This is a genomic window from Pseudomonas sp. AC169 (assembly GCF_979258515.1).
Genome location: NZ_OZ409866.1, coordinates 3,614,345 through 3,633,322, shown reverse-complemented (window position 1 = coordinate 3,633,322; position 18,978 = coordinate 3,614,345). Strand labels below are relative to the sequence as shown.

Genomic DNA, 18,978 nt, shown 5'->3' with positions numbered 1-18,978 from the left:
CACACATGCAATGGGAAGTCGTGATCGGGCTGGAGATTCACACTCAGCTCACTACCCGGTCGAAAATCTTTTCCGGTAGTTCCACCACGTTCGGTTCCGAGCCGAACACCCAGGCCAGCCTGATCGACCTGGGCATGCCCGGCGTTCTGCCGGTGCTGAACCAGGAAGCGGTGCGTATGGCGGTGATGTTCGGTCTGGCGATTGACGCCGAGATCGGTCAGCACAACGTGTTCGCCCGCAAAAACTATTTCTACCCGGATCTGCCGAAGGGTTACCAGATCAGCCAGATGGAATTGCCGATCGTCGGCAAGGGCCACCTGGACATCGCCCTGGAAGACGGCACTGTCAAACGTGTCGGCATCACCCGCGCGCACCTGGAAGAAGACGCCGGCAAGAGCCTGCACGAAGAATTCAACGGTGCCACCGGCATCGACCTGAACCGTGCCGGCACGCCGCTGCTGGAAATAGTTTCCGAGCCGGACATGCGCAGCGCCAAGGAAGCCGTGGCTTACGTCAAGGCAATCCACGCGCTGGTGCGTTACCTCGGCATCTGCGACGGCAACATGGCCGAAGGTTCGCTGCGTTGCGACTGCAACGTGTCGATCCGTCCGAAAGGCCAGGTCGAGTTCGGCACGCGCTGCGAGATCAAGAACGTCAACTCGTTCCGTTTCATCGAGAAGGCGATCAACTCCGAGATCCAGCGGCAGATCGAGCTGATCGAAGACGGCGGCAAAGTGATCCAGCAGACCCGTCTGTACGATCCGAACAAGGACGAGACCCGTCCGATGCGTTCGAAAGAGGAAGCCAACGACTACCGTTACTTCCCCGATCCGGATCTGCTGCCGGTGATCATCGAAGAGTCGTTCCTCGGCGAGGTGCGTGCCACCCTGCCGGAACTGCCACCGCAAAAACGCGAGCGCTTCCAGAGCCAGTTCGGTCTGTCGGCCTACGACGCCAACGTGCTGGCCACCAGCCGTGAGCAAGCCGACTACTTCGAGAAAGTCGCAGCCATCGGCGGCGACGCCAAACTGGCGGCGAACTGGGTGATGGTCGAGTTGGGCAGCCTGCTCAACAAGCAAGGCCTGGACATCGACGAGTCGCCGGTTTCGGCTGAACTGTTGGGCGGCATGCTGCAGCGCATCAAGGACAACACCATCTCCGGCAAAATCGCCAAAGTGGTGTTCGAAGCGATGGCCAACGGCGAAGGCAGCGCGGACGAGATCATCGAAAAACGCGGCCTGAAGCAAGTAACCGACAGCGGCGCAATCTCGGCGGTGCTGGACGAAATGCTCGCGGCCAACGCCGAGCAAGTTGAACAATACCGTGCGGCGGATGAAGCCAAACGCGGCAAGATGTTCGGCTTCTTTGTCGGTCAGGCGATGAAAGCGTCGAAAGGCAAAGCCAACCCGCAGCAAGTGAACGAACTGCTGAAAAGCAAGCTCGAAGGCTGATTCTAGCCCCGCGCCCGGGGATCGTTCCCACGCTCTGCGTGGGAATGCCGCCCCGGACGCTCCGCGTCCATTGCGGTGTGACGCAGAGCGTCACGGGATGCATTCCCACGCTGGAGCGTGGGAACGATCACTTTGGAGTATTCGAATGAAACGTCTGCTCGGCGCCTGCGCCCTGCTCTCTTTACTGGCCGGTTGCGCCAGCAACGACATCATCGACCCGCACGGTTATGACCAGACCGGCGTCGCCTCCTATTACGGTGCCAAGCACCACGGTAAACGCACCGCCAGTGGCGAGCCGTTCAACCAGAATTCCCTGACCGCCGCCCACCGCCAACTACCCTTCGGCACACGGGTGAAGGTCACCAACCTGAAAAACGATGAATCCGTCGTGGTCCGCATCAATGACCGTGGCCCGCATACCCGTGGACGCCTGATCGACGTGTCCCGCGAGGCCGCCGAACAGCTCGGCATGCTGCGCAGCGGCACCGCACGGGTTCGCGTGCAGGCCCTCGACTGATGGAGCGCTGACCATTTTCGGATTAGCCGATTTACCCCTGATCAGCGTGATCGAACTGCTCGCCGGCTTGTGCCTGCTGATCTTCGGCGCCGAACTGATGGTGCGTGCGGCGGTGCGTCTGGCCGCGCGTCTGCATGTGCGGCCGCTGATCATCGGCCTGACCATCGTCGCCCTCGGCAGCAGTGCGCCGCAAATGGCGGTCAGCCTGCAAGCCGCGCTGGCGCACAACCCGGACATCGCAGTCGGCAGCGTGGTCGGCAGCAGCATTTTCAATATCCTCGTCACCCTCGGCTTGTCAGCACTGATCATTCCTCTGCGCGTCTCGCGGCAACTGGTGCGACTCGATATTCCACTGATGATCGGCGCCAGTCTGCTGGTGTTCGTATTGGCGTGGAACGAAGAGCTCGGTCGTTTCGACGGCATCCTGCTGCTGGCGGCATTGGCGTTGTATCTCGGTTTACTGTTTCGCCAGTCAAAGCGCTCGGCGCGACCGCATTCGGAACAAGCTGAAACGACACAAGCCTCGTGGTTCAGCAGCCTGCTGATGATTGCCATCGGTCTGACGATGTTGGTGTTTGCCGGGCATTTGCTGCTGGGAGCCGCTGTAGTGGTGGCCACTGACCTTGGATTCTCCGAACGGGTGATCGGCCTGACCGTAGTGGCCGTCGGCACGTCGCTGCCGGAACTGGCGACCTCGCTGATCGCCGCACTGCGCGGGCAACGGGATATCGCCGTGGGCAACGTGATCGGTGCCAACCTGTTCAATCTGCTCGGGGTACTCGGCCTGACTGCACTGATCGCGCCGACACCGCTGTCGGTGTCGCCGAACGCACTGGATTTCGACCTGCCGGTGATGCTCGGCGTCGCCGCGTTGTGCCTGCCGGTGTTCTATTCCGGCTATCGGGTAACGCGCGCCGAAGGTTTGTTGCTGCTCGGTTTGTACCTGGCGTACGGGTTGCACGTGGTGTCATTCACCACCGGCATGCCGCTGGCCGGCAAGCTTGAGCGGTTGATGCTGTTTTATGTCTTGCCGACGCTGTTGACGTTTCTGCTGTTCACGTCGATCCGCGCCTGGCGCCGCCAACACCACAAGAGTGATATGCCATGACCGAATCGAAGAAGTCCGGGGTTGAAGTCCGTCGCCAGGTAATGGGTGATGCGTTTGTTGATCGCGCCTTGGGCAACGCCACCGAATTCACTCAGCCATTGCAGGATTTCGTCAATGAACATGCCTGGGGTGGTGTGTGGAATCGCGAAGGTCTGCCATTGAAAACCCGCAGTTTGATTACCCTCGCCGCACTGACGGCGTTGAAGTGCCCGCAAGAGCTGAAGGGCCATGTGCGTGGTGCGCTGAACAATGGCTGTACGGTGGACGAGATTCGCGAGGCGTTGCTGCATTGCGCGGTGTATGCCGGCGTGCCGGCAGCAATTGATGCGTTTCGCGCGGCGCAGGAAGTGATCGACACCTACCAAAAGCCAGAGTGATTCAGTGCTGCTGAAATAGCTTTCGCGAGCAGGCTCAATCCCACATTGGATTGCATTTCAAATGTGGGAGCGAGCCTGCTCGCGAAGAGGCCCTAAGCAACACCGCAACTCTCAATGCTAGATCCACCCACCCCACTGCAAAACAAAAATCCCGACATTGGTGGTAATCGCCGCCATCAACGTAGTCATCACGATAATCGCCGCTGCCAGCTCATGATTGCCCTGCGCCGCCCGCGCCATGACGAAACTCGCCGCCGCCGTCGGGCTGCCGAAATACAGAAACAGAATCCCGAGCTCCGCCCCGCGAAATCCCCACAGCCACGCTCCCAACGTCGCCAGCACTGGCAGACCGACCATCTTCACCAGACTGGAGCTGAGCGCCATGTTGCCACTCTTGCGCAACGCCGCCAGCGACAAGGTTCCGCCAATACAGATCAGCGCCAGTGGCAAGGTGGTCTGCGCCAGATATTGCCCGGACGTCTCCAGCCACCCCGGCAAACCAATCTTGAAATAGGCAAATGGCGCCGCCGCTATCACGCTGATGATCAGCGGATTGCTGAACACGCTTTTGCAGATGCTCCACGGATCGGACTTGATCACCGGGCTGTATACCGCCAGCACGATGGTCGATAACGTGTTGTAGAACAGGATGACCAGCGCCGCGAGAATCGCCCCGAGGGAAATCCCGTAGTCGCCGTACATGCTCGCGGCCAGTGCCAGACCGATCACACCGTTGTTGCCACGAAACGCGCCTTGGGTGTAGATGCCGCGATCTTCACGCGGACATTTGAAAATCGCCCAGCCCCAGGCCACGGCGAAGCTCACCAGCGTGGCGAGGGAGAAGTAGATCAGCAGAGATGGTTGCAGCGCGGCGTGCAGATCGGCATGCAGAATGCCGAGGAACAGCAGCGCCGGCATGGTGACGTTGAACACCAGCGACGAGGCGGTGTGGATGAAGTTGTCGTTGATCCAGTCGATGCGCTTGAGCAGCACACCGAGAAACAGCATGGCAAACACCGGCGCGGTGATGTTCAGGGTTTCGAGGAAGATTGCCAGCATGCCGGGGAGCCTTGGGTGAGCGTCGTTAGGGGGCTAATGATAAGCCAAAAGCTTGAAAAGCCCCTCACCCTAACCCTCTCCCGGAGGGAGAGGGGACCGATCGGGGGATATTCAGTAAATCCACCGACCTGAAAGGGCACCACTGAATCCAGAACTGCTTGTCGAGTCCATAATCAACTCGGTATTTCAGGTCGATGTACAGCGCCAGACAACTCGGTCGCTCCCTCACCCTAGCCCTCTCCCGGAGGGAGAGGGAACTGACCGTGGGATATCATAGAAACTCATCGACCTGAAAGGGCACCACTGAATCCAGAACTGCTTGTCGAGTCCATATCAACTCGGTATTTCAGGTCGATGTACAGCGCCAGACAACTCGGTCGCTCCCTCACCCTCACCCTCACCCTCACCCTCACCCTCTCCCCGAGGGAGAGGGTGAGGGTGAGGGTGAGGGTGAGGTGTCTGGCGGCATACATCGACCTGCAAGACCGAGTCGATTATGGATTCGGCAAAGCACTTTCAGGTCGATGTACCTCCAAAATATTACCGGATCGGCCCCCTCTCCCTATGGGAGAGGGCTGGGGTGAGGGTAGCTTTTGACTCACCCCCGAACCATCAAGTAATCGGCGCCGGGTTGAACAATGTAATGTCGTTATGCAGCTTGTGCTTCTCCGCCCAGGTCTGCTGTTTGCCGCTGGCAACATCCAGATAGTAGTGAAACAACTCCCAGCCCAATTCCTCGATGGTCGCGCGCCCGGTGGCAATCCGCCCGGCGTCGATATCGATCAGATCCGGCCAGCGCTGCGCCAACTCCGTACGGGTCGAAACCTTCACCACCGGCGCCATCGCCAAACCATACGGCGTGCCTCGCCCGGTGGTGAACACATGCAGGTTCATCCCGGCCGCTAACTGCAACGTTCCGCAAACAAAATCACTCGCCGGCGTCGCGCAGAAAATCAAACCCTTCTGCTTGAAACGCTCGCCCGGACCAAGCACGCCGTTGATCGCGCTGCTGCCGGACTTGACGATCGATCCCAGCGACTTCTCGACAATGTTCGACAGCCCGCCCTTCTTGTTGCCCGGCGTGGTATTGGCGCTACGATCCGCTTCGCCCTTGGCCAGGTAACGGTCGTACCAGTCCATCTCGCGCACCAACTCTTCAGCGACGGTCTTGGTTTCGGCGCGCGAAGTCAGCAGATAAATCGCATCGCGCACTTCGGTGACTTCGGAAAACATCACCGTCGCCCCGGCGCGCAGCAGCAAGTCCGAGGCATAGCCCAGCGCCGGGTTGGCGGTGATGCCGGAGAACGCATCGCTGCCACCGCATTGCATGCCGAGGATCAGCTCGGATGCCGGCACGGTTTCGCGGCGACGCTGGTCGAGTTTCTTCAGACGGACTTCAGCCAGTTCCATGATCTGCTCGATCATCTCGGTGAAACCGTGACTGGAATCCTGCAAGCGATACAGCCACGGATCGCTGAGATCCACAGAAGCATCGTCTTCGTGCATGACCTGCCCGGCCTGCAATTTCTCGCAGCCCAGACTGATCACCAGCGCCTCGCCACCCAGGTTCGGGTTGCGCGCCAGATTGCGCACGGTACGAATCGGAATGTAGGCGTCGGTAGCGGTAATCGCCACGCCGCAGCCGTAACTGTGAGTCAGCGCCACCACATCATCGACGTGCGGATACTTCGGCAGCAGCTCTTCCTTGATGCGTTTTACCGCGTGATCAAGCACGCCGGTGACGCACTGCACCGTGGTGGTGATGCCGAGAATATTGCGCGTGCCGACGGTGCCGTCAGCGTTGCGATAGCCCTCGAAGGTGAAACCTTCCAGCGGTGCCTGCGCGTCCGGTACGTCGGTGGACAGCGGCAAGCTGTCCAGCGGCGGCGCGGTCGGCATGCGCAGTTGATCTTCCTTGACCCAACTGCCGCGGCGAATCGGCTGCAACGCGTAGCCAATCACCTGACCGTAACGAATCACCTGACCGCCCTCGGGAATGTCTTCAAGGGTGACCTTGTGGCTCTGCGGCACAAATTCCAGCGTCACCAGGCCATCGGCAAATTCAGTGCCGGCCGGTGCGCCCTGGTCGTTGACCACTACCACCACATTGTCCCGCTCGTGCAGGCGGATGTGGCGCGGCGAGTCGGAATGTTCAATCAACTGCATGACGCCGCTCCTCAGGAATGCGCTTGGGACAATTTACCGCTGGCTTCAACACCACCGTTGGTTGGCGGCTCTTTGAGTACCACACGTTTGATCGGGCCAACGATGACCAGATAGCTGAACACCGCGACCAGTGCGTTGGCACCGACGAACACCAGCGCCCATTTGAACGAACCGGTGGAGCTGATGATGTAGCCAATCACGATCGGCGTGGTAATCGAAGCGATGTTGCCGAAGGTGTTGAACAGGCCACCGCTCAGACCGGCGATCTGTTTTGGCGAGGTGTCGGAGACCACCGCCCAACCGAGTGCGCCAACGCCTTTGCCGAAGAAGGCCAGGGCCATGAAGCCAACGACCATCCATTCCACTTCAACATAGTTACAGGCAACGATGCTGCTGGAAACCAGCAGGCCGGCAATGATCGGCGCTTTGCGGGCGAAGGTCAGCGAGTGACCCTTACGCAGCAGGTAATCGGAAATCACCCCGCCAAGCACGCCACCGATGAAGCCGCAGATTGCCGGCAACGAGGCGATGAAACCAGCCTTGAGAATGGTCATGCCACGCTCTTGCACCAGGTACACCGGGAACCAGGTCAGGAAGAAATAGGTGATGCCGTTGATGCAGTACTGGCCCAGATACACGCCGAGCATCATGCGATTGGTCAGCAACTGACGGATGTAATCCCATTTCGGGCCGTCAGCCTTTTTGCCCTTCTTCACGTCCATGTCGACCATGCCGCCGTTGTCGGCAATGAACTGCACTTCGGCTTCGTTGGCCAGCGGGTGTTGGCGCGGGCTGTGGATAACCTTCAGCCAGATCCCCGAGAAAACGATGCCGAACAGGCCCATGACAATGAACACGTGCTCCCAGCCGAAGGAGTAAACGATCCAGCCCATCAGCGGTGCGAACAACACGGTGGCAAAGTATTGCGCCGAGTTGAAGATCGCCGAAGCGGTGCCGCGTTCGGCGGTCGGGAACCAAGCGGCGACGATGCGCGCGTTACCGGGGAAGGATGGCGCTTCAGCCAGACCGACCAGGAAGCGCAACATGAACAGCGCAACAATGGCGGTGGACATGCCGAACTCACCGACAAAGCCTTGCAGCACGGTGAACAGCGACCAGGTGAAAATGCTCAGGGCATAGACTTTTTTCGAGCCGAAGCGATCGAGCAGCCAGCCGCCGGGGATTTGCCCGGCCACATAGGCCCAACCGAATGCGGAGAAGATATAGCCGAGGGTGACTGCGTCGATGCCCAGATCTTTTTGCAGGCTGGAGCCGGCGATGGCGATCGTGGCGCGGTCGGCGTAGTTGATCGTGGTCACCAGAAACAGCATGAGCAGGATCAAATAGCGGACGTGAGTCGGCTTGGACGATTGCATGTAGATGTACTCCCACTGATTATTTTTATGCGGGTAAAACATTCTTTGGTCTTGTGCCGCGCAGGGCCTCAGGCGAAGGCCCGGCGCGGGTGCAGCGGGTTACGATCCGATGTAGGCAGTTTTTACCACCGTGTAAAACTCTTGCGCATAGCGGCCTTGCTCACGTGATCCATAGGATGAACCTTTACGGCCACCGAACGGAACGTGGTAATCCACGCCAGCCGTCGGCAGGTTGACCATGACCATCCCGGCTTGCGAATGGCGCTTGAAGTGGTTGGCGTACTTCAGCGAAGTCGTTGCGATACCTGCCGACAAACCGAACTCGGTGTCGTTGGCCATCGCCAGCGCCGCATCGTAATCGGCGACACGAACGATGTTCGCCACCGGGCCGAAGATCTCTTCGCGGCTGATGCGCATCGACGCTTCGCTGTCGGCAAACAGGGTTGGGGCGAGGAAGTAGCCTTCAGTATCGCAGGTCACCACACCACCGCCGCTGACCAGACGTGCACCTTCGGACTGGCCGATGTCGATGTAATTCATGTCCTGTTCCAACTGCGCCTGGGAAACCACTGGACCGATGTCGGTGCCGGATTTCAGCGCGTGGCCGACCTTGATCGACTTCATGCGCTCAGCCATGGCCTCAACGAATTTATCGTGAATCCCGGCAGTGACGATCAAACGGCTGGAAGCGGTGCAACGCTGGCCGGTGGAGTAGAACGCGCTCTGCACCGACAACTCGACCGCTTGCTTGAGATCGGCGTCGTCGAGAATGATCTGCGGGTTCTTGCCGCCCATTTCCAGCTGAACCTTGGCCTGGCGCGACACGCAGTTGACCGCGATCTGACGACCCACGCCCACCGAACCGGTGAAGCTGATGCCGTCGACTTTCGGGCTCTGCACCAACGCATCGCCGACCACGCGACCGCTGCCCATGACCAGGTTGAACACGCCGGCCGGGAAGCCTGCGCGGGAGATGATTTCGGCCAGCGCCCAGGCGCAGCCCGGTACCAGATCGGCCGGTTTCAACACCACGCAGTTGCCGTAGGCCAGCGCCGGGGCGATTTTCCACGCCGGAATCGCGATCGGGAAGTTCCACGGGGTGATCAGACCGACCACACCCAGCGCTTCGCGAGTCACTTCAACATTGACGCCCGGACGCACCGACGGCACATAGTCGCCGGACAGACGCAGGCACTCACCGGCGAAGAATTTGAAGATGTTGCCGGCGCGGGTCACTTCGCCGATGGCTTCGGGCAGGGTCTTTCCCTCTTCCCGGGCCAGCAAGGTGCCGAGCTCTTCGCGACGAGCGAGGATTTCCGTACCGACTTTATCCAGCGAATCGTGGCGAGCCTGAATGCCCGAAGTCGAATACGCCGGGAATGCCGCGCGGGCGGCGTCGATGGCGGCGTGAACCTGAGTCAGATCAGCCTTGGCGTAATCGCCGATGGTATCGCTCAGCTCGGACGGGTTGATGTTGGCCGAGTAGTCGGCACCAGCAACCCACTCACCGTTGATGTAGTTGTCGTAGCGTTTTGCAGTTGTCACAGGGGCAGCCCTCAAATCTCAAAGCCTTTACGCAAAAAGCCGCTGATTACTCAGCGGCCGCGTTTTTGTCGGGTGTTACTGCGCACCTTGCTTGTCGATCAGCGCAGCAAGCATTTCGTACTCTTCGCCGGTCAGGTCGGTCAGCGGTGCCCGCACCGGGCCTGCGTCATAGCCGGCGATTTTCGCGCCTGCCTTGACGATACTCACGGCGTAACCGGCCTTGCGGTTGCGGATGTCGAGGTACGGCAGGAAGAAGTCGTCGATGATCTTGCCAACGGTGGCGTGATCTTCACGGGCAATCGCGTGGTAGAAATCCATCGCGGTTTTCGGGATGAAGTTGAACACCGCCGAGGAGTAGACCGGCACGCCCAGCGCCTTGTAGGCAGCGGCGTAGACTTCGGCGGTCGGCAGACCACCCAGGTAGCTGAAGCGATCACCGAGGCGGCGACGGATCGACACCATCAACTCGATATCGCCCAGACCGTCCTTGTAACCGATCAGGTTCGGGCAGCGCTCGGCCAGACGTTCCAGCAGCGGCGCGGTCAAGCGGCAAACGTTGCGGTTATAGACAACCACGCCAATGTTGACCGATTTACACACGGCTTCAACGTGAGCAGCAACACCGTCCTGGCTCGCTTCGGTCAGGTAGTGCGGCAGCAGCAACAGGCCTTTGGCGCCCAGACGCTCGGCTTCCTGAGCGTATTCGATGGCCTGACGGGTCGAACCGCCGACACCGGCCAGAATCGGTACGCTGGTTTCGCAGGTGTCGACCGCAGTCTTGATGATTTCCGAGTATTCGCTGGCAGCCAGGGAGAAGAACTCACCGGTGCCGCCGGCGGCGAACAAGGCCGAAGCGCCATACGGAGCCAGCCATTCCAGGCGTTTGATGTAGCCCGCGCGGTTGAAATCGCCCTGCGCGTTGAAATCGGTCACCGGGAAAGACAGCAGGCCGGCAGAGAGGATGGACTTCAGTTCTTGTGGATTCATTATTCGAACACCCTGGTAGCAACGTTTTTTGTGATTGGTCCGTTCAGCCTTCGCTGAAGTTGTAGGTCATCGTACAACTTAAAAAATAACCGTCAACTGCATTTCATCGTTGTGGGTGTTTTTTTGTCGGACAAAACTGTTTAAGGCTTGGCAGAAGTCTTCGCAAAAGCCCGTGTTTAAAGGGTTCTAGCGCGGAAATGTCTGGTCAAGATTCGTTTACTGAGCAGTGCGGGAACGCCGGTTAAGGTGTGACGACTGCCACGAAGGATCGTGGCGGACCACTCGAAGGAAACCGAAATGTCCCCGAATTACGCTGCTCCGACCCTGTCGCACATTGCCGCTTCGCCTTCCGCCCCACTCACCCTTCAGCTATCGCTGCTGCCGGATGTATTGATCGTACAAGTGCCCGACTCCAGCGATTTCCCGGCGAACTGGAGCCTCTACCCGATTCTGGGAGACGACCCGGAAGAGCCGGAGTGGGTAGGTGAAGAGGTGAACACTGGCACCTGGGACGATGCTGAAGACGAGATGGAGAAACTGACGGGAATCGAATTGCAACTGCCTAAAGAGGCTCTGCGTCCGTACCTGAACAGGGACGTTGAACTGCGCTACAAGTTTTGTGATGAGTCGAGTATGGAGCCGTTTTCGCAGGTGTTGAGATTGCGGATCGAGGGCTGAACCTGGTCGTGCGGGAGCGGTGACCGTTCGTCGGAACTGGTATTTCTTACAGGTGCCAGCTATTTCCGATTACTCATTTAATTACTGAGGAGTAACGAACCGGCTCCGAAAGCGCAAGCCCTCGCTTGCGCCCATACAACGGTCAGAAGAGATAACGAAAAGGAATTTACTCATGACTGCACAAGTAAAAGCGCTCGCTGCACCAGTACTGCAAGAAGCAGTTAAAGGAGTTCTTTATGTCGGGAAGTTAGAGGGAAAAGCTCACGGCGACGTGACCTACGAAAACCCAGCTGTCGGAGACGTAGTTGCGCTGGATGTAGCAACTTCTACCGGCAACAGCTTCAACGATCAAATCACGTTGACTGCAACGACGGTAGGAACGCCACTCGTCTTCGCCATTCCCAAAGATGTTTTTGAGAAAAAACTCGTTCCAGGTGCAAACGCCAAGCTTCACTATAGCGTTACCCGCGCCGGTAGTACTTCGGTGTCGCCAGTGCTGACAGTTCAACTCGAGCGTTAATTACCCGTCATCCCTGCGCCTGCGCCTCTTCATGGGCCTGGCGCAGTCTTTCGCGGCTGTTGGTCAGGTGCAGACGCATCGCCGCACGCGCTGCATCGGAATCCTGGCGGGCAATCGCTTCATAGATTTCTTCGTGCTCTCGACTCAGACGGCTCATGTAATGCTGTTGATCATCGTGGGCCAGGCGCGCCGAGTTCAGCCGCGTACGCGGAATGATGCTGGTGCCCAGGTGGGTCATGATATCGGTGAAGTAGCGGTTGCCGGTGGACAGCGCGATTTCCAGATGAAAAGCAAAGTCCGACGCGACAGCATCGCTGGCGTGCGCTGCGCTTTCGTTGAGCGCATCGAGGGCGGCGCGCATGGTTGCCAGTTGCTCGGCACTGCGGCGTTGCGCGGCAAGGCCGGCAGACTCGACTTCAAGGCTGATGCGTAATTCGAGAATGGCCAGCACATCACGCAGCGTGACGACGGTGGCCGGGTCGATACGGAAACCACTCGGGCTCGGCGTGTCGAGCACGAAAGTGCCGATGCCATGGCGGGTTTCCACCTGGCCCGCAGCCTGCAAACGGGAAATCGCCTCACGCACCACAGTGCGGCTGACGCCGTGGGCTTCCATGATCGCCGACTCGGTAGGCAGTTTGTCACCGCGCTTGAGCAGGCCATCGCGGATCTGCTCACTCAGCACCGTCACCAATTCCTGGGCCAGGCTGCGGCGCTTGCGCGGGAGACGCGGGGTGTCGATCAGGTTTTCCATGGTGTGTACTTTGTCTCGAAAATTCGGCTTGTGGGCATCATAGCTCAAGCGGGTTGTACGATCACTGACCGGTTCACATGGCTTTATGCAGGAGTGAGCCTGCTCGCGATGACGTCCGCACATTCAGCATCAATGTGACCGAACCAAAGCTATCGCGAGCAGGCTCACTCCTACAGAGGTTTAGCGGTGATCAGGCAGTCACGGTTTGTTCAACCAAATGGCCGCTGTCGATCCGCACATGCCGTGGATGGAAGCGTTTCAAACTGCTGCGATGGCCGACACTGACAATGCTCAGCCCCGGCAATTGGTCGATCAGCGCCTGATACAGCGTCGCTTCGTCTTCCTCATCCATCGCCGAAGTCGCCTCGTCCATGTACAACCACTGCGGTGCATAAAGCATTGCTCGAGCGAAGGCCAAACGTTGCTGCTCGCCCGGCGAGAGCATGCGTTGCCAGTGATTGGCCTCGTCCAGCCGCGCGACCAGATGCGGCAAGCGGCAGGTTTCCAGCACTTGTGCATAACGTTCCGGCGCGTAAGTGTCGCCCGGTTGTGGATAACTCAACGCCTCGCGTAGGGTGCCGATCGGCAGATAAGGTTTCTGCGGCAGGAACAAATAGCGAGCCGCCGGCAGGCGAATGTTGCCGTGCCCCGCCGGCCACAAATGCCCCATCGCCCGCAACAATGTCGACTTGCCGCTGCCGGAACGACCGCTGAGCATGACCCGCTCACCCGGTTCCACGATCATGTCGGCATTGGTCAACAGATGACGACCGTCGGCCAGATCCAGTCCGAGGTTGTGCACCTTCAACGCGCCGCCCTGATTCTGCACATCGATGGCCGGCGTGCGCTCTTCGTTGTCAGTCATGGCCTGACGGAAACTCAACAGTCGATCACACGTAGCGCGCCACGCGGCGAGGTCCGAATACGCGCTGATGAACCAACTGAAATTTTCCTGCACGTTGCCGAATGCCGAGTTGATTTGCATCAGCTCACCCAGTTCGATCTTGCCTGCCAGATAACGTGGGGCTGCGACGATGAACGGGAAGATGATTGCGATCTGGCCGTAGCCGGAAGTGAAGAACGTCAGGCGTTTGGACACGCGCATGATGTCCCAGAAGTTGTGCCAGACCAGCCCGAAGCGGCTGCTCAAACGGCGATTCTCGTTCGGCTCGCCGTTGTACAACGCGATGCTTTCGGCGTTTTCACGTACTCGAACCATGGAGAAACGCAAATCAGCTTCGAAGCGTTGTTGTTGGTTGTTCAAGCCGATCAGGCGTCGACCGATCAAGTGCGTCAGCCAACTGCCGACCGCTGCATAAATCAGCGCACACCAGAACATGTAGCCGGGAATCTCGATGCCGAACACCTCGATGCTGCCGGAAACGCCCCACAAAATGATCGAGAACGACACCAGACTGACCACGGTACGAATCAGCCCGAGGCCCAGGCTCAGAGTGTTGGCGGTAAAGGTATTGAGGTCCTCGGAAATCCGCTGGTCGGGGTTATCGGTGTAACCGCCCTGCTCCAGCTGATAGTAGTTCTTGTGGCCGAGCCAGCGCTTGAAGTGGTTCTCGGTCAGCCACGCCCGCCAGCGAATGGTCAGCATCTGCGTCAGATAGAGGCGATACACCGCCCCAAGGATCGCCACCGTGGCAATCCCGCAGAAATACAGAATCAATTGCCAGAACGCCGCCTCGTCCTTCTTCTGCAGCGCGTTGTAAAAATCCTTGTACCAACTGTTGATCCACACCGAGATCGCCACGCTGAACAGCGACAGCGCGATCACGGCAATCAGCAATATCCAGGCCTTGCCCTTCTCTTCGCTGCGCCAGTACGGCGTGATCATCGCCCACGCCTTGCGAAAAAACTGCCCGCGCACAGCATCGTTGACCGCGGAATATTCAGCGTTCTGATTCATGGATAAGGCTCGATATAGAAAAGAACAGACACGCACCGATCATAGATGATCGGTGCGTTTTATCGCGAGGGCTGGCGATGGTCGTTCAGCGCAGGTTCAGCGACGAACCGGGCGCTTCTGCAGTTTGCGCTGCAGGGTGCGGCGGTGCATGCCCAGGGCACGGGCAGTGGCGGAGATGTTGCCTTCGTGCTCGGTGAGCACGCGCTGAATGTGTTCCCATTGCAGGCGGTCAACCGACATCGGGTTTTCCGGCACCAGACTGTCGAGGTCGGCGTGCTCGGACAGCAGCGCGGCCAGCACGTCGTCGGCGTCGGCGGGTTTGCACAGGTAGTTGCAGGCGCCGCGCTTGATCGCTTCGACCGCCGTGGCAATGCTTGAGTAACCGGTAAGGATCACCACGCGCATTTCCGGGTCCAGCTCCAGCAGTTTGGGCAGCAGCACCAGACCGGAGTCGCCGTCCATTTTCAGGTCGAGCGCAGCGTAATCAGGCAGATCGGCCTGGGCGATGGTCAGGCCTTCTTCAGCGGAACCGGCAGTGCTGACGCGAAAGCCACGGCGAGCCATGGCACGGGCCATCACTCGGGTGAAGGTTGCGTCGTCATCGACCAGCAGCAAATGCGGCAGTTCTTCGCCTTCGACTTGGATTTCGTCACTCATGTTGGTCTCCTCGGGCGCCGTGGGGCAGGCGCAGCTCGGTGAGCGTGCCGCCTTCCTCATGACTATAGAGTTTCACTGAGCCGCCGGCGCGTGTCACGCTGGCCTTACTCAAAAACAGGCCCAGGCCGAAACCTTTGCCCTTGGTGGTAAAAAACGGTTTGCCGATCTGTTCGGCGATGGCCAGCGGCACGCCAGCGCCGTGGTCACGAATGCTGATGGTCACGTTCTCGGCGTCCCAGTCGAGGGTCACCTTGAGATTTTCCGGGCAGGCATCGGCGGCGTTGTTGAGCAGATTGAGCAAGGCCTGGGTCAGATCTGGCGGCGGCGCCATGCGCGGCACCGTGCCTTGGCCGAGACGGTGGAAGCGGTAGCTGGCTTCCGGACGCATCAGGTGCCAGCGGTTCAGCGCTTCATCGAGCCAGTTGGTGACGTCCTGCATCTCAACGGCCAGACGCCGGTTGGCTTCGGCGGCGCGAACCAGTTGCTGCAATGTCTCTTTGCACAATTTGACCTGATCCTGCAGCACCTTCAGATCGTCCTGCAACATCGGGTCGGGATGGTCCTGCTGCATCTCCTTGAGCAACACGCTCATGGTCGCCAGCGGTGTGCCGAGTTCATGGGCGGCGCCGGCGGCCTGGGTGGCAACGGCGAGCAATTGCTGGTCACGCAGGCCTTCTTCACGGCGGATCGCGCGTAATTCTTCCTGACGGCGCAGCTCTTCTGCCATGCGCGCCGCGAAGAAGGTGATCACCGCCGCCGCGAGCGCGAAGCTCAGCCACATGCCGTAGATCTGCAGGTTCTCGCGAGCGACCGGCAAAGTTTCCAGCGGATAGAAACGCGTCAGCATCAAGGTGTACAGCGCCAGCGCGATACCCGACAGGATCACCGAATAGCGCCACGGCAGCGTCACCGCAGCGATGGTCAGCGGCACCAGATAATAGGAAACAAACGGGTTGGTCGAACCGCCGGAGAAATACAGCAGTGCACTGTGGATCACCAGATCACAGGCCAGTTGCAGCGCGTATTCGAGTTCGGTCACTGGCCACGAGGTACGCAAACGCACGGCGGTAAACACGCAGAGCAGCGTCGAGCAGCCGAGGGTCATCGCCAGTTGCACCCACGGCAACGGCAGCAGTTGCAGCCAGTAGGCCAGGCCTACAGAGCCGGCCTGCGCGGCGAGCACCAGGGTGCGGATGAAAGTCAGCCGCCAGAGGTTCTGGCGAGTGGCGGAAGTCAGTTGTACGGGGGCGAGCATGAGCTCTCCTGATGAGCGCTCCAGGCGGATCGCACGGAGTATAACCAAGCCGCGCCCCCGAGAGGCGAAAGTGCGGCAAACGACCACACCGCACAAGCTGCAAGTTTCGAGCAGCAAGCTACAAGTAAAAGCTTTTAGCTTGCAGCTCGACGCTTGCAACTTGAAGCTGCTTTATAGAGTCTGATGGTTTCACGCAGGCCCCCGAACCATCACCTGCGCCCTCATCAAGGAGCTTTCATGCACACATTTCGCCGCAGCGCCGCCCTTCTCGCCCTGACCGTCGGCAGCATCGCCAGCCTTCCAGCCCTGGCCGCCGATGAGCTGCACTACAACCAGATTTCCCTGCGCGCCGAAGTCAGCACGGAAGTCGCCCGCGACCTGATGATCGTCACGCTCTACACCGAAGAGCAAAACACTGACCCGGCCAAACTCGCCGCCGACGTCAGCACCACCATGAACAAGGCCCTGGCCCAGGCCAAGCAAGTCAAAGACATCACCCTGCGCCAAGGCAGCCGCAACAGCTACCCGATCTACGACACCAAAGGCCAGAAGATCACCGGCTGGCGTGAACGCGCCGAACTGCGCCTGGAAAGCGCCGACTTCGCCGCCCTGTCCAAACTCACCGGCGAACTGCTGGGCGACCTGAAAATGGGCGGCATGGACTTCGCCATCGCCGACCCGACCCGCAAGGCCAGTGAAGACAAACTCCTCAAGGAAGCCGTCACCGCCTTCAAAAACCGCGCGCAACTGGCCACCGACGCACTCGGCGGCAAGGGCTACAAAATCGTCAACCTGAACCTCAACAGCAACGGTTATCCACAACCGTACCTGCGCGCACCGATGATGATGAAAGCGGCGGCCATGGATTCGGCGCCAGTGACGCCAGAAGTTGAAGCGGGCACCAGCCAGGTCAGCATGACGGCCGATGGCTCGATTGAAGTGTTGATGCAATGATTTGATCTGGGCTGAATGAAAAACCGCCGATCGGTGAATGATCGGCGGTTTTTTTGTGTCTGGGATTTATAGCGAACAATCCGCCGCCTTCGCGAGCAGGCTCGCTCCCACAGGTTGAACGCATACCAATGTGGGAGCGAGCCTGCTCGCGAAGAACGATAACGCGGTGGAGCAGACTGATTATGTCTGTGGATCAACCCGATCCAGCGCTCGATTCACCGCCAGCTCGGCCAGCATGATGATCTGCTGAATCGCCAACGCCGTATTACGCTCGGGCCGGCCCAACTGATCGGCAAAGTTACCCGTCAGCGTGTTCGCCGACGCCAGTGACTCACAGGCATGCGCCAGCAGGCTTTCGGTGTCGATGTTCGGCTGAATCAGGAACATTGTGCTGGGTTGCCGGGGTTTGACCGGGTCGGGGCTGAGGTAGAAATCCAGGGCGCGTTTGATGGCTTCGCGGGTTTTGATTTGATCGTCGGCGCGGATGGCGTCTTCGAGTGGGGTATCGAGGGGTGGGTCAGGTATCAATTTATCCATGGAAAATTTCCTTATGAACTGACGCCATTCATTTCCGATCTCACTCGAGAAATGAGGTGGCAACTATGTACGGAGTGAGATTACCGGTAAGGAAACCAACCCGGCCGGACAAAAGTCCGCCCGTACATAGCCGCCATAAAAACTGCTGACAGCATGAGCTGGCGGCGATTATGGAGGGGCTTGTGCAGGTTTCCAAATTCAATAACCGGGAATCTCACCTCCCGATCGCTGAGTCTTCAGCGACAGCCAAAGACTAGAGAGCCGACGTCCGACGGACAACCTGAAAACCTTGTGGGAAGATTCTGGTTATTCGACACAGATTTAAACAGCCAAAAGCCAACCCTCACCCTAGCCCTCTCCCAGAGGGAGAGGGGACTGACCGTGGTGTTTGGGAGAGTTACGCCGACGTGCGATACCGAGCCGAACTCAGATTCTGAAACAGATCAAAAGCCCCTCACCCTAGCCCTCTCCCAGAGGGAGAGGGGACTGACCGTGGTGTTTGGGAGAGTTACGCCGACGTGCGATTGCCGTGTTGAATTCAGATTCTGAAACAGATCAAAAGCCCCTCACCCTAGCCCTCTCCCGGAGGGAGAGGGGACTGACCGAGGTGTTTGGGAGAGTTACGCCGACGTGCGATTGCCGTGTTGAACTCAGATTCTGAAACAGATCAAAAGCCCCTCACCCTAGCCCTCTCCCGGAAGGAGAGGGGACTGACCGAGGTGTTTGGGGAAGCTACGCCGACGTGCAATACCGCGTGAACTCAGATTTTGAAAGGCCCACAAATCGGCTCCCTCTCCCTCGGGAGAGGGCTGGGGTGAGGGGAAAATCCACCACAAATCCAAAGCCGACCACGCCCCGCTCTTCACCACTCAATAGGCCGAGTGTCAGCTCGCCTGCTTTTGATCTTGATCCACGGGCGACGTCGGAAGGCTGAGTGGAGGGATTGATCCGGGGGTGGGAGCGCAGCGACCGTTTGGCGCAGCCAAACACAGCGAGAGGAGGTGCAGCGAAGCAAACCGTAGACGCTGCGCCCGGATCGATCCCGGAGCGAAGGAACCCCGAGCCCCAGCGAGCGGGCCGTACGTAGGAGCAAGCCTTTTTGGGTACTTTTTCGGCGTC

Annotated in this window: 17 protein-coding genes; 7 read left to right on the top strand and 10 right to left on the bottom strand. The window is 59.3% G+C overall.

The annotated features are described in order from the left end of the window. The first annotated feature begins 5 nt into the window (after positions 1 to 5). The 4 genes from gatB to ACZZ0G_RS16235 all read left to right on the top strand — a co-directional run bounded on the left by gatB (position 6) and on the right by ACZZ0G_RS16235 (position 3,453). Positions 6 to 1,451 (top strand): Asp-tRNA(Asn)/Glu-tRNA(Gln) amidotransferase subunit GatB, encoded by a 1,446-nt coding sequence (gene gatB / locus ACZZ0G_RS16250; protein ID WP_201235380.1) that lies wholly within the window; start codon positions 6 to 8, stop codon positions 1,449 to 1,451. A 145-nt stretch (positions 1,452 to 1,596) separates the two neighbouring features. Further along, positions 1,597 to 1,968, top strand: coding sequence for a septal ring lytic transglycosylase RlpA family protein (locus tag ACZZ0G_RS16245; RefSeq protein WP_463556804.1), 372 nt, complete (start codon positions 1,597 to 1,599; stop codon positions 1,966 to 1,968). Between the two features lie 46 nt (positions 1,969 to 2,014). Then, positions 2,015 to 3,076: a calcium/sodium antiporter gene (locus ACZZ0G_RS16240; protein WP_463556803.1), complete on the top strand. Its 1,062-nt coding sequence runs from the start codon at positions 2,015 to 2,017 to the stop codon at positions 3,074 to 3,076. Next, positions 3,073 to 3,453, top strand: a complete 381-nt coding sequence (locus tag ACZZ0G_RS16235) for a carboxymuconolactone decarboxylase family protein (RefSeq protein WP_016984177.1) — start codon at positions 3,073 to 3,075, stop codon at positions 3,451 to 3,453. The genes ACZZ0G_RS16240 and ACZZ0G_RS16235 overlap by 4 nt, the downstream gene beginning before the upstream one ends. Before the next feature lie 117 nt (positions 3,454 to 3,570). On the opposite strand, the gene ACZZ0G_RS16230 is transcribed toward ACZZ0G_RS16235, so the two are convergent. The 5 genes from ACZZ0G_RS16230 to kdgD all read right to left on the bottom strand — a co-directional run bounded on the left by ACZZ0G_RS16230 (position 3,571) and on the right by kdgD (position 10,586). Beyond that, positions 3,571 to 4,512, bottom strand: a complete 942-nt coding sequence (locus ACZZ0G_RS16230) for an AEC family transporter (protein WP_463397677.1) — start codon at positions 4,510 to 4,512, stop codon at positions 3,571 to 3,573. A gap of 612 nt (positions 4,513 to 5,124) precedes the next feature. Continuing rightward, a complete protein-coding gene (garD, locus tag ACZZ0G_RS16225; protein WP_236427649.1) occupies positions 5,125 to 6,678 on the bottom strand; it encodes a galactarate dehydratase in 1,554 nt (517 codons plus the stop codon). Between the two features lie 11 nt (positions 6,679 to 6,689). Further along, positions 6,690 to 8,054, bottom strand: coding sequence for an MFS transporter (locus ACZZ0G_RS16220; protein ID WP_463556802.1), 1,365 nt, complete (start codon positions 8,052 to 8,054; stop codon positions 6,690 to 6,692). A gap of 99 nt (positions 8,055 to 8,153) precedes the next feature. Continuing rightward, positions 8,154 to 9,599 carry an aldehyde dehydrogenase family protein gene (locus tag ACZZ0G_RS16215; RefSeq protein WP_463556801.1) on the bottom strand — a complete coding sequence of 482 codons (1,446 nt, stop codon included), beginning with the start codon at positions 9,597 to 9,599 and terminating at the stop codon, positions 8,154 to 8,156. A 75-nt stretch (positions 9,600 to 9,674) separates the two neighbouring features. Then, positions 9,675 to 10,586 (bottom strand): 5-dehydro-4-deoxyglucarate dehydratase, encoded by a 912-nt coding sequence (gene kdgD, locus ACZZ0G_RS16210; RefSeq protein WP_016984321.1) that lies wholly within the window; start codon positions 10,584 to 10,586, stop codon positions 9,675 to 9,677. Between the two features lie 297 nt (positions 10,587 to 10,883). Between kdgD and ACZZ0G_RS16205 the strand changes: the two genes are divergently transcribed. Next, positions 10,884 to 11,264, top strand: a complete 381-nt coding sequence (locus ACZZ0G_RS16205; RefSeq protein WP_463556800.1) for a hypothetical protein — start codon at positions 10,884 to 10,886, stop codon at positions 11,262 to 11,264. Positions 11,265 to 11,436: 172 nt separating this feature from the next. Next, positions 11,437 to 11,784 carry a hypothetical protein gene (locus ACZZ0G_RS16200; protein WP_463556799.1) on the top strand — a complete coding sequence of 116 codons (348 nt, stop codon included), beginning with the start codon at positions 11,437 to 11,439 and terminating at the stop codon, positions 11,782 to 11,784. Between the two features lie 7 nt (positions 11,785 to 11,791). Here the strand turns inward: ACZZ0G_RS16200 and ACZZ0G_RS16195 are convergent, their stop codons facing one another. From ACZZ0G_RS16195 to ACZZ0G_RS16180, 4 genes are all read right to left on the bottom strand, one after another. Then, positions 11,792 to 12,538 (bottom strand): FadR/GntR family transcriptional regulator, encoded by a 747-nt coding sequence (locus tag ACZZ0G_RS16195; RefSeq protein WP_422606927.1) that lies wholly within the window; start codon positions 12,536 to 12,538, stop codon positions 11,792 to 11,794. 190 nt (positions 12,539 to 12,728) lie between these two features. Further along, complete coding sequence (locus ACZZ0G_RS16190; protein WP_463556798.1) at positions 12,729 to 14,456, bottom strand: ABC transporter ATP-binding protein/permease; 1,728 nt, start codon at positions 14,454 to 14,456, stop codon at positions 12,729 to 12,731. Between the two features lie 96 nt (positions 14,457 to 14,552). After that, on the bottom strand, positions 14,553 to 15,113 hold the full coding sequence (locus ACZZ0G_RS16185; protein ID WP_003221630.1) for a response regulator transcription factor: 561 nt from the start codon (positions 15,111 to 15,113) through the stop codon (positions 14,553 to 14,555). Further along, positions 15,106 to 16,368, bottom strand: a complete 1,263-nt coding sequence (locus ACZZ0G_RS16180; RefSeq protein ID WP_463556797.1) for an ATP-binding protein — start codon at positions 16,366 to 16,368, stop codon at positions 15,106 to 15,108. Before ACZZ0G_RS16180 ends, ACZZ0G_RS16185 begins: the two co-directional genes overlap by 8 nt. A 237-nt stretch (positions 16,369 to 16,605) precedes the next feature. Here ACZZ0G_RS16180 and ACZZ0G_RS16175 point away from each other — a divergent pair, with 237 nt between their 5' ends. Next, the gene (locus tag ACZZ0G_RS16175; protein ID WP_463556796.1) at positions 16,606 to 17,322 is read left to right on the top strand and encodes an SIMPL domain-containing protein; all 717 of its coding nucleotides are present in this window, start codon (positions 16,606 to 16,608) and stop codon (positions 17,320 to 17,322) included. A gap of 180 nt (positions 17,323 to 17,502) precedes the next feature. Here the strand turns inward: ACZZ0G_RS16175 and ACZZ0G_RS16170 are convergent, their stop codons facing one another. Beyond that, positions 17,503 to 17,859, bottom strand: a complete 357-nt coding sequence (locus ACZZ0G_RS16170; protein WP_150650068.1) for a DUF6124 family protein — start codon at positions 17,857 to 17,859, stop codon at positions 17,503 to 17,505. Between the last annotated feature and the right edge of the window lie 1,119 nt (positions 17,860 to 18,978).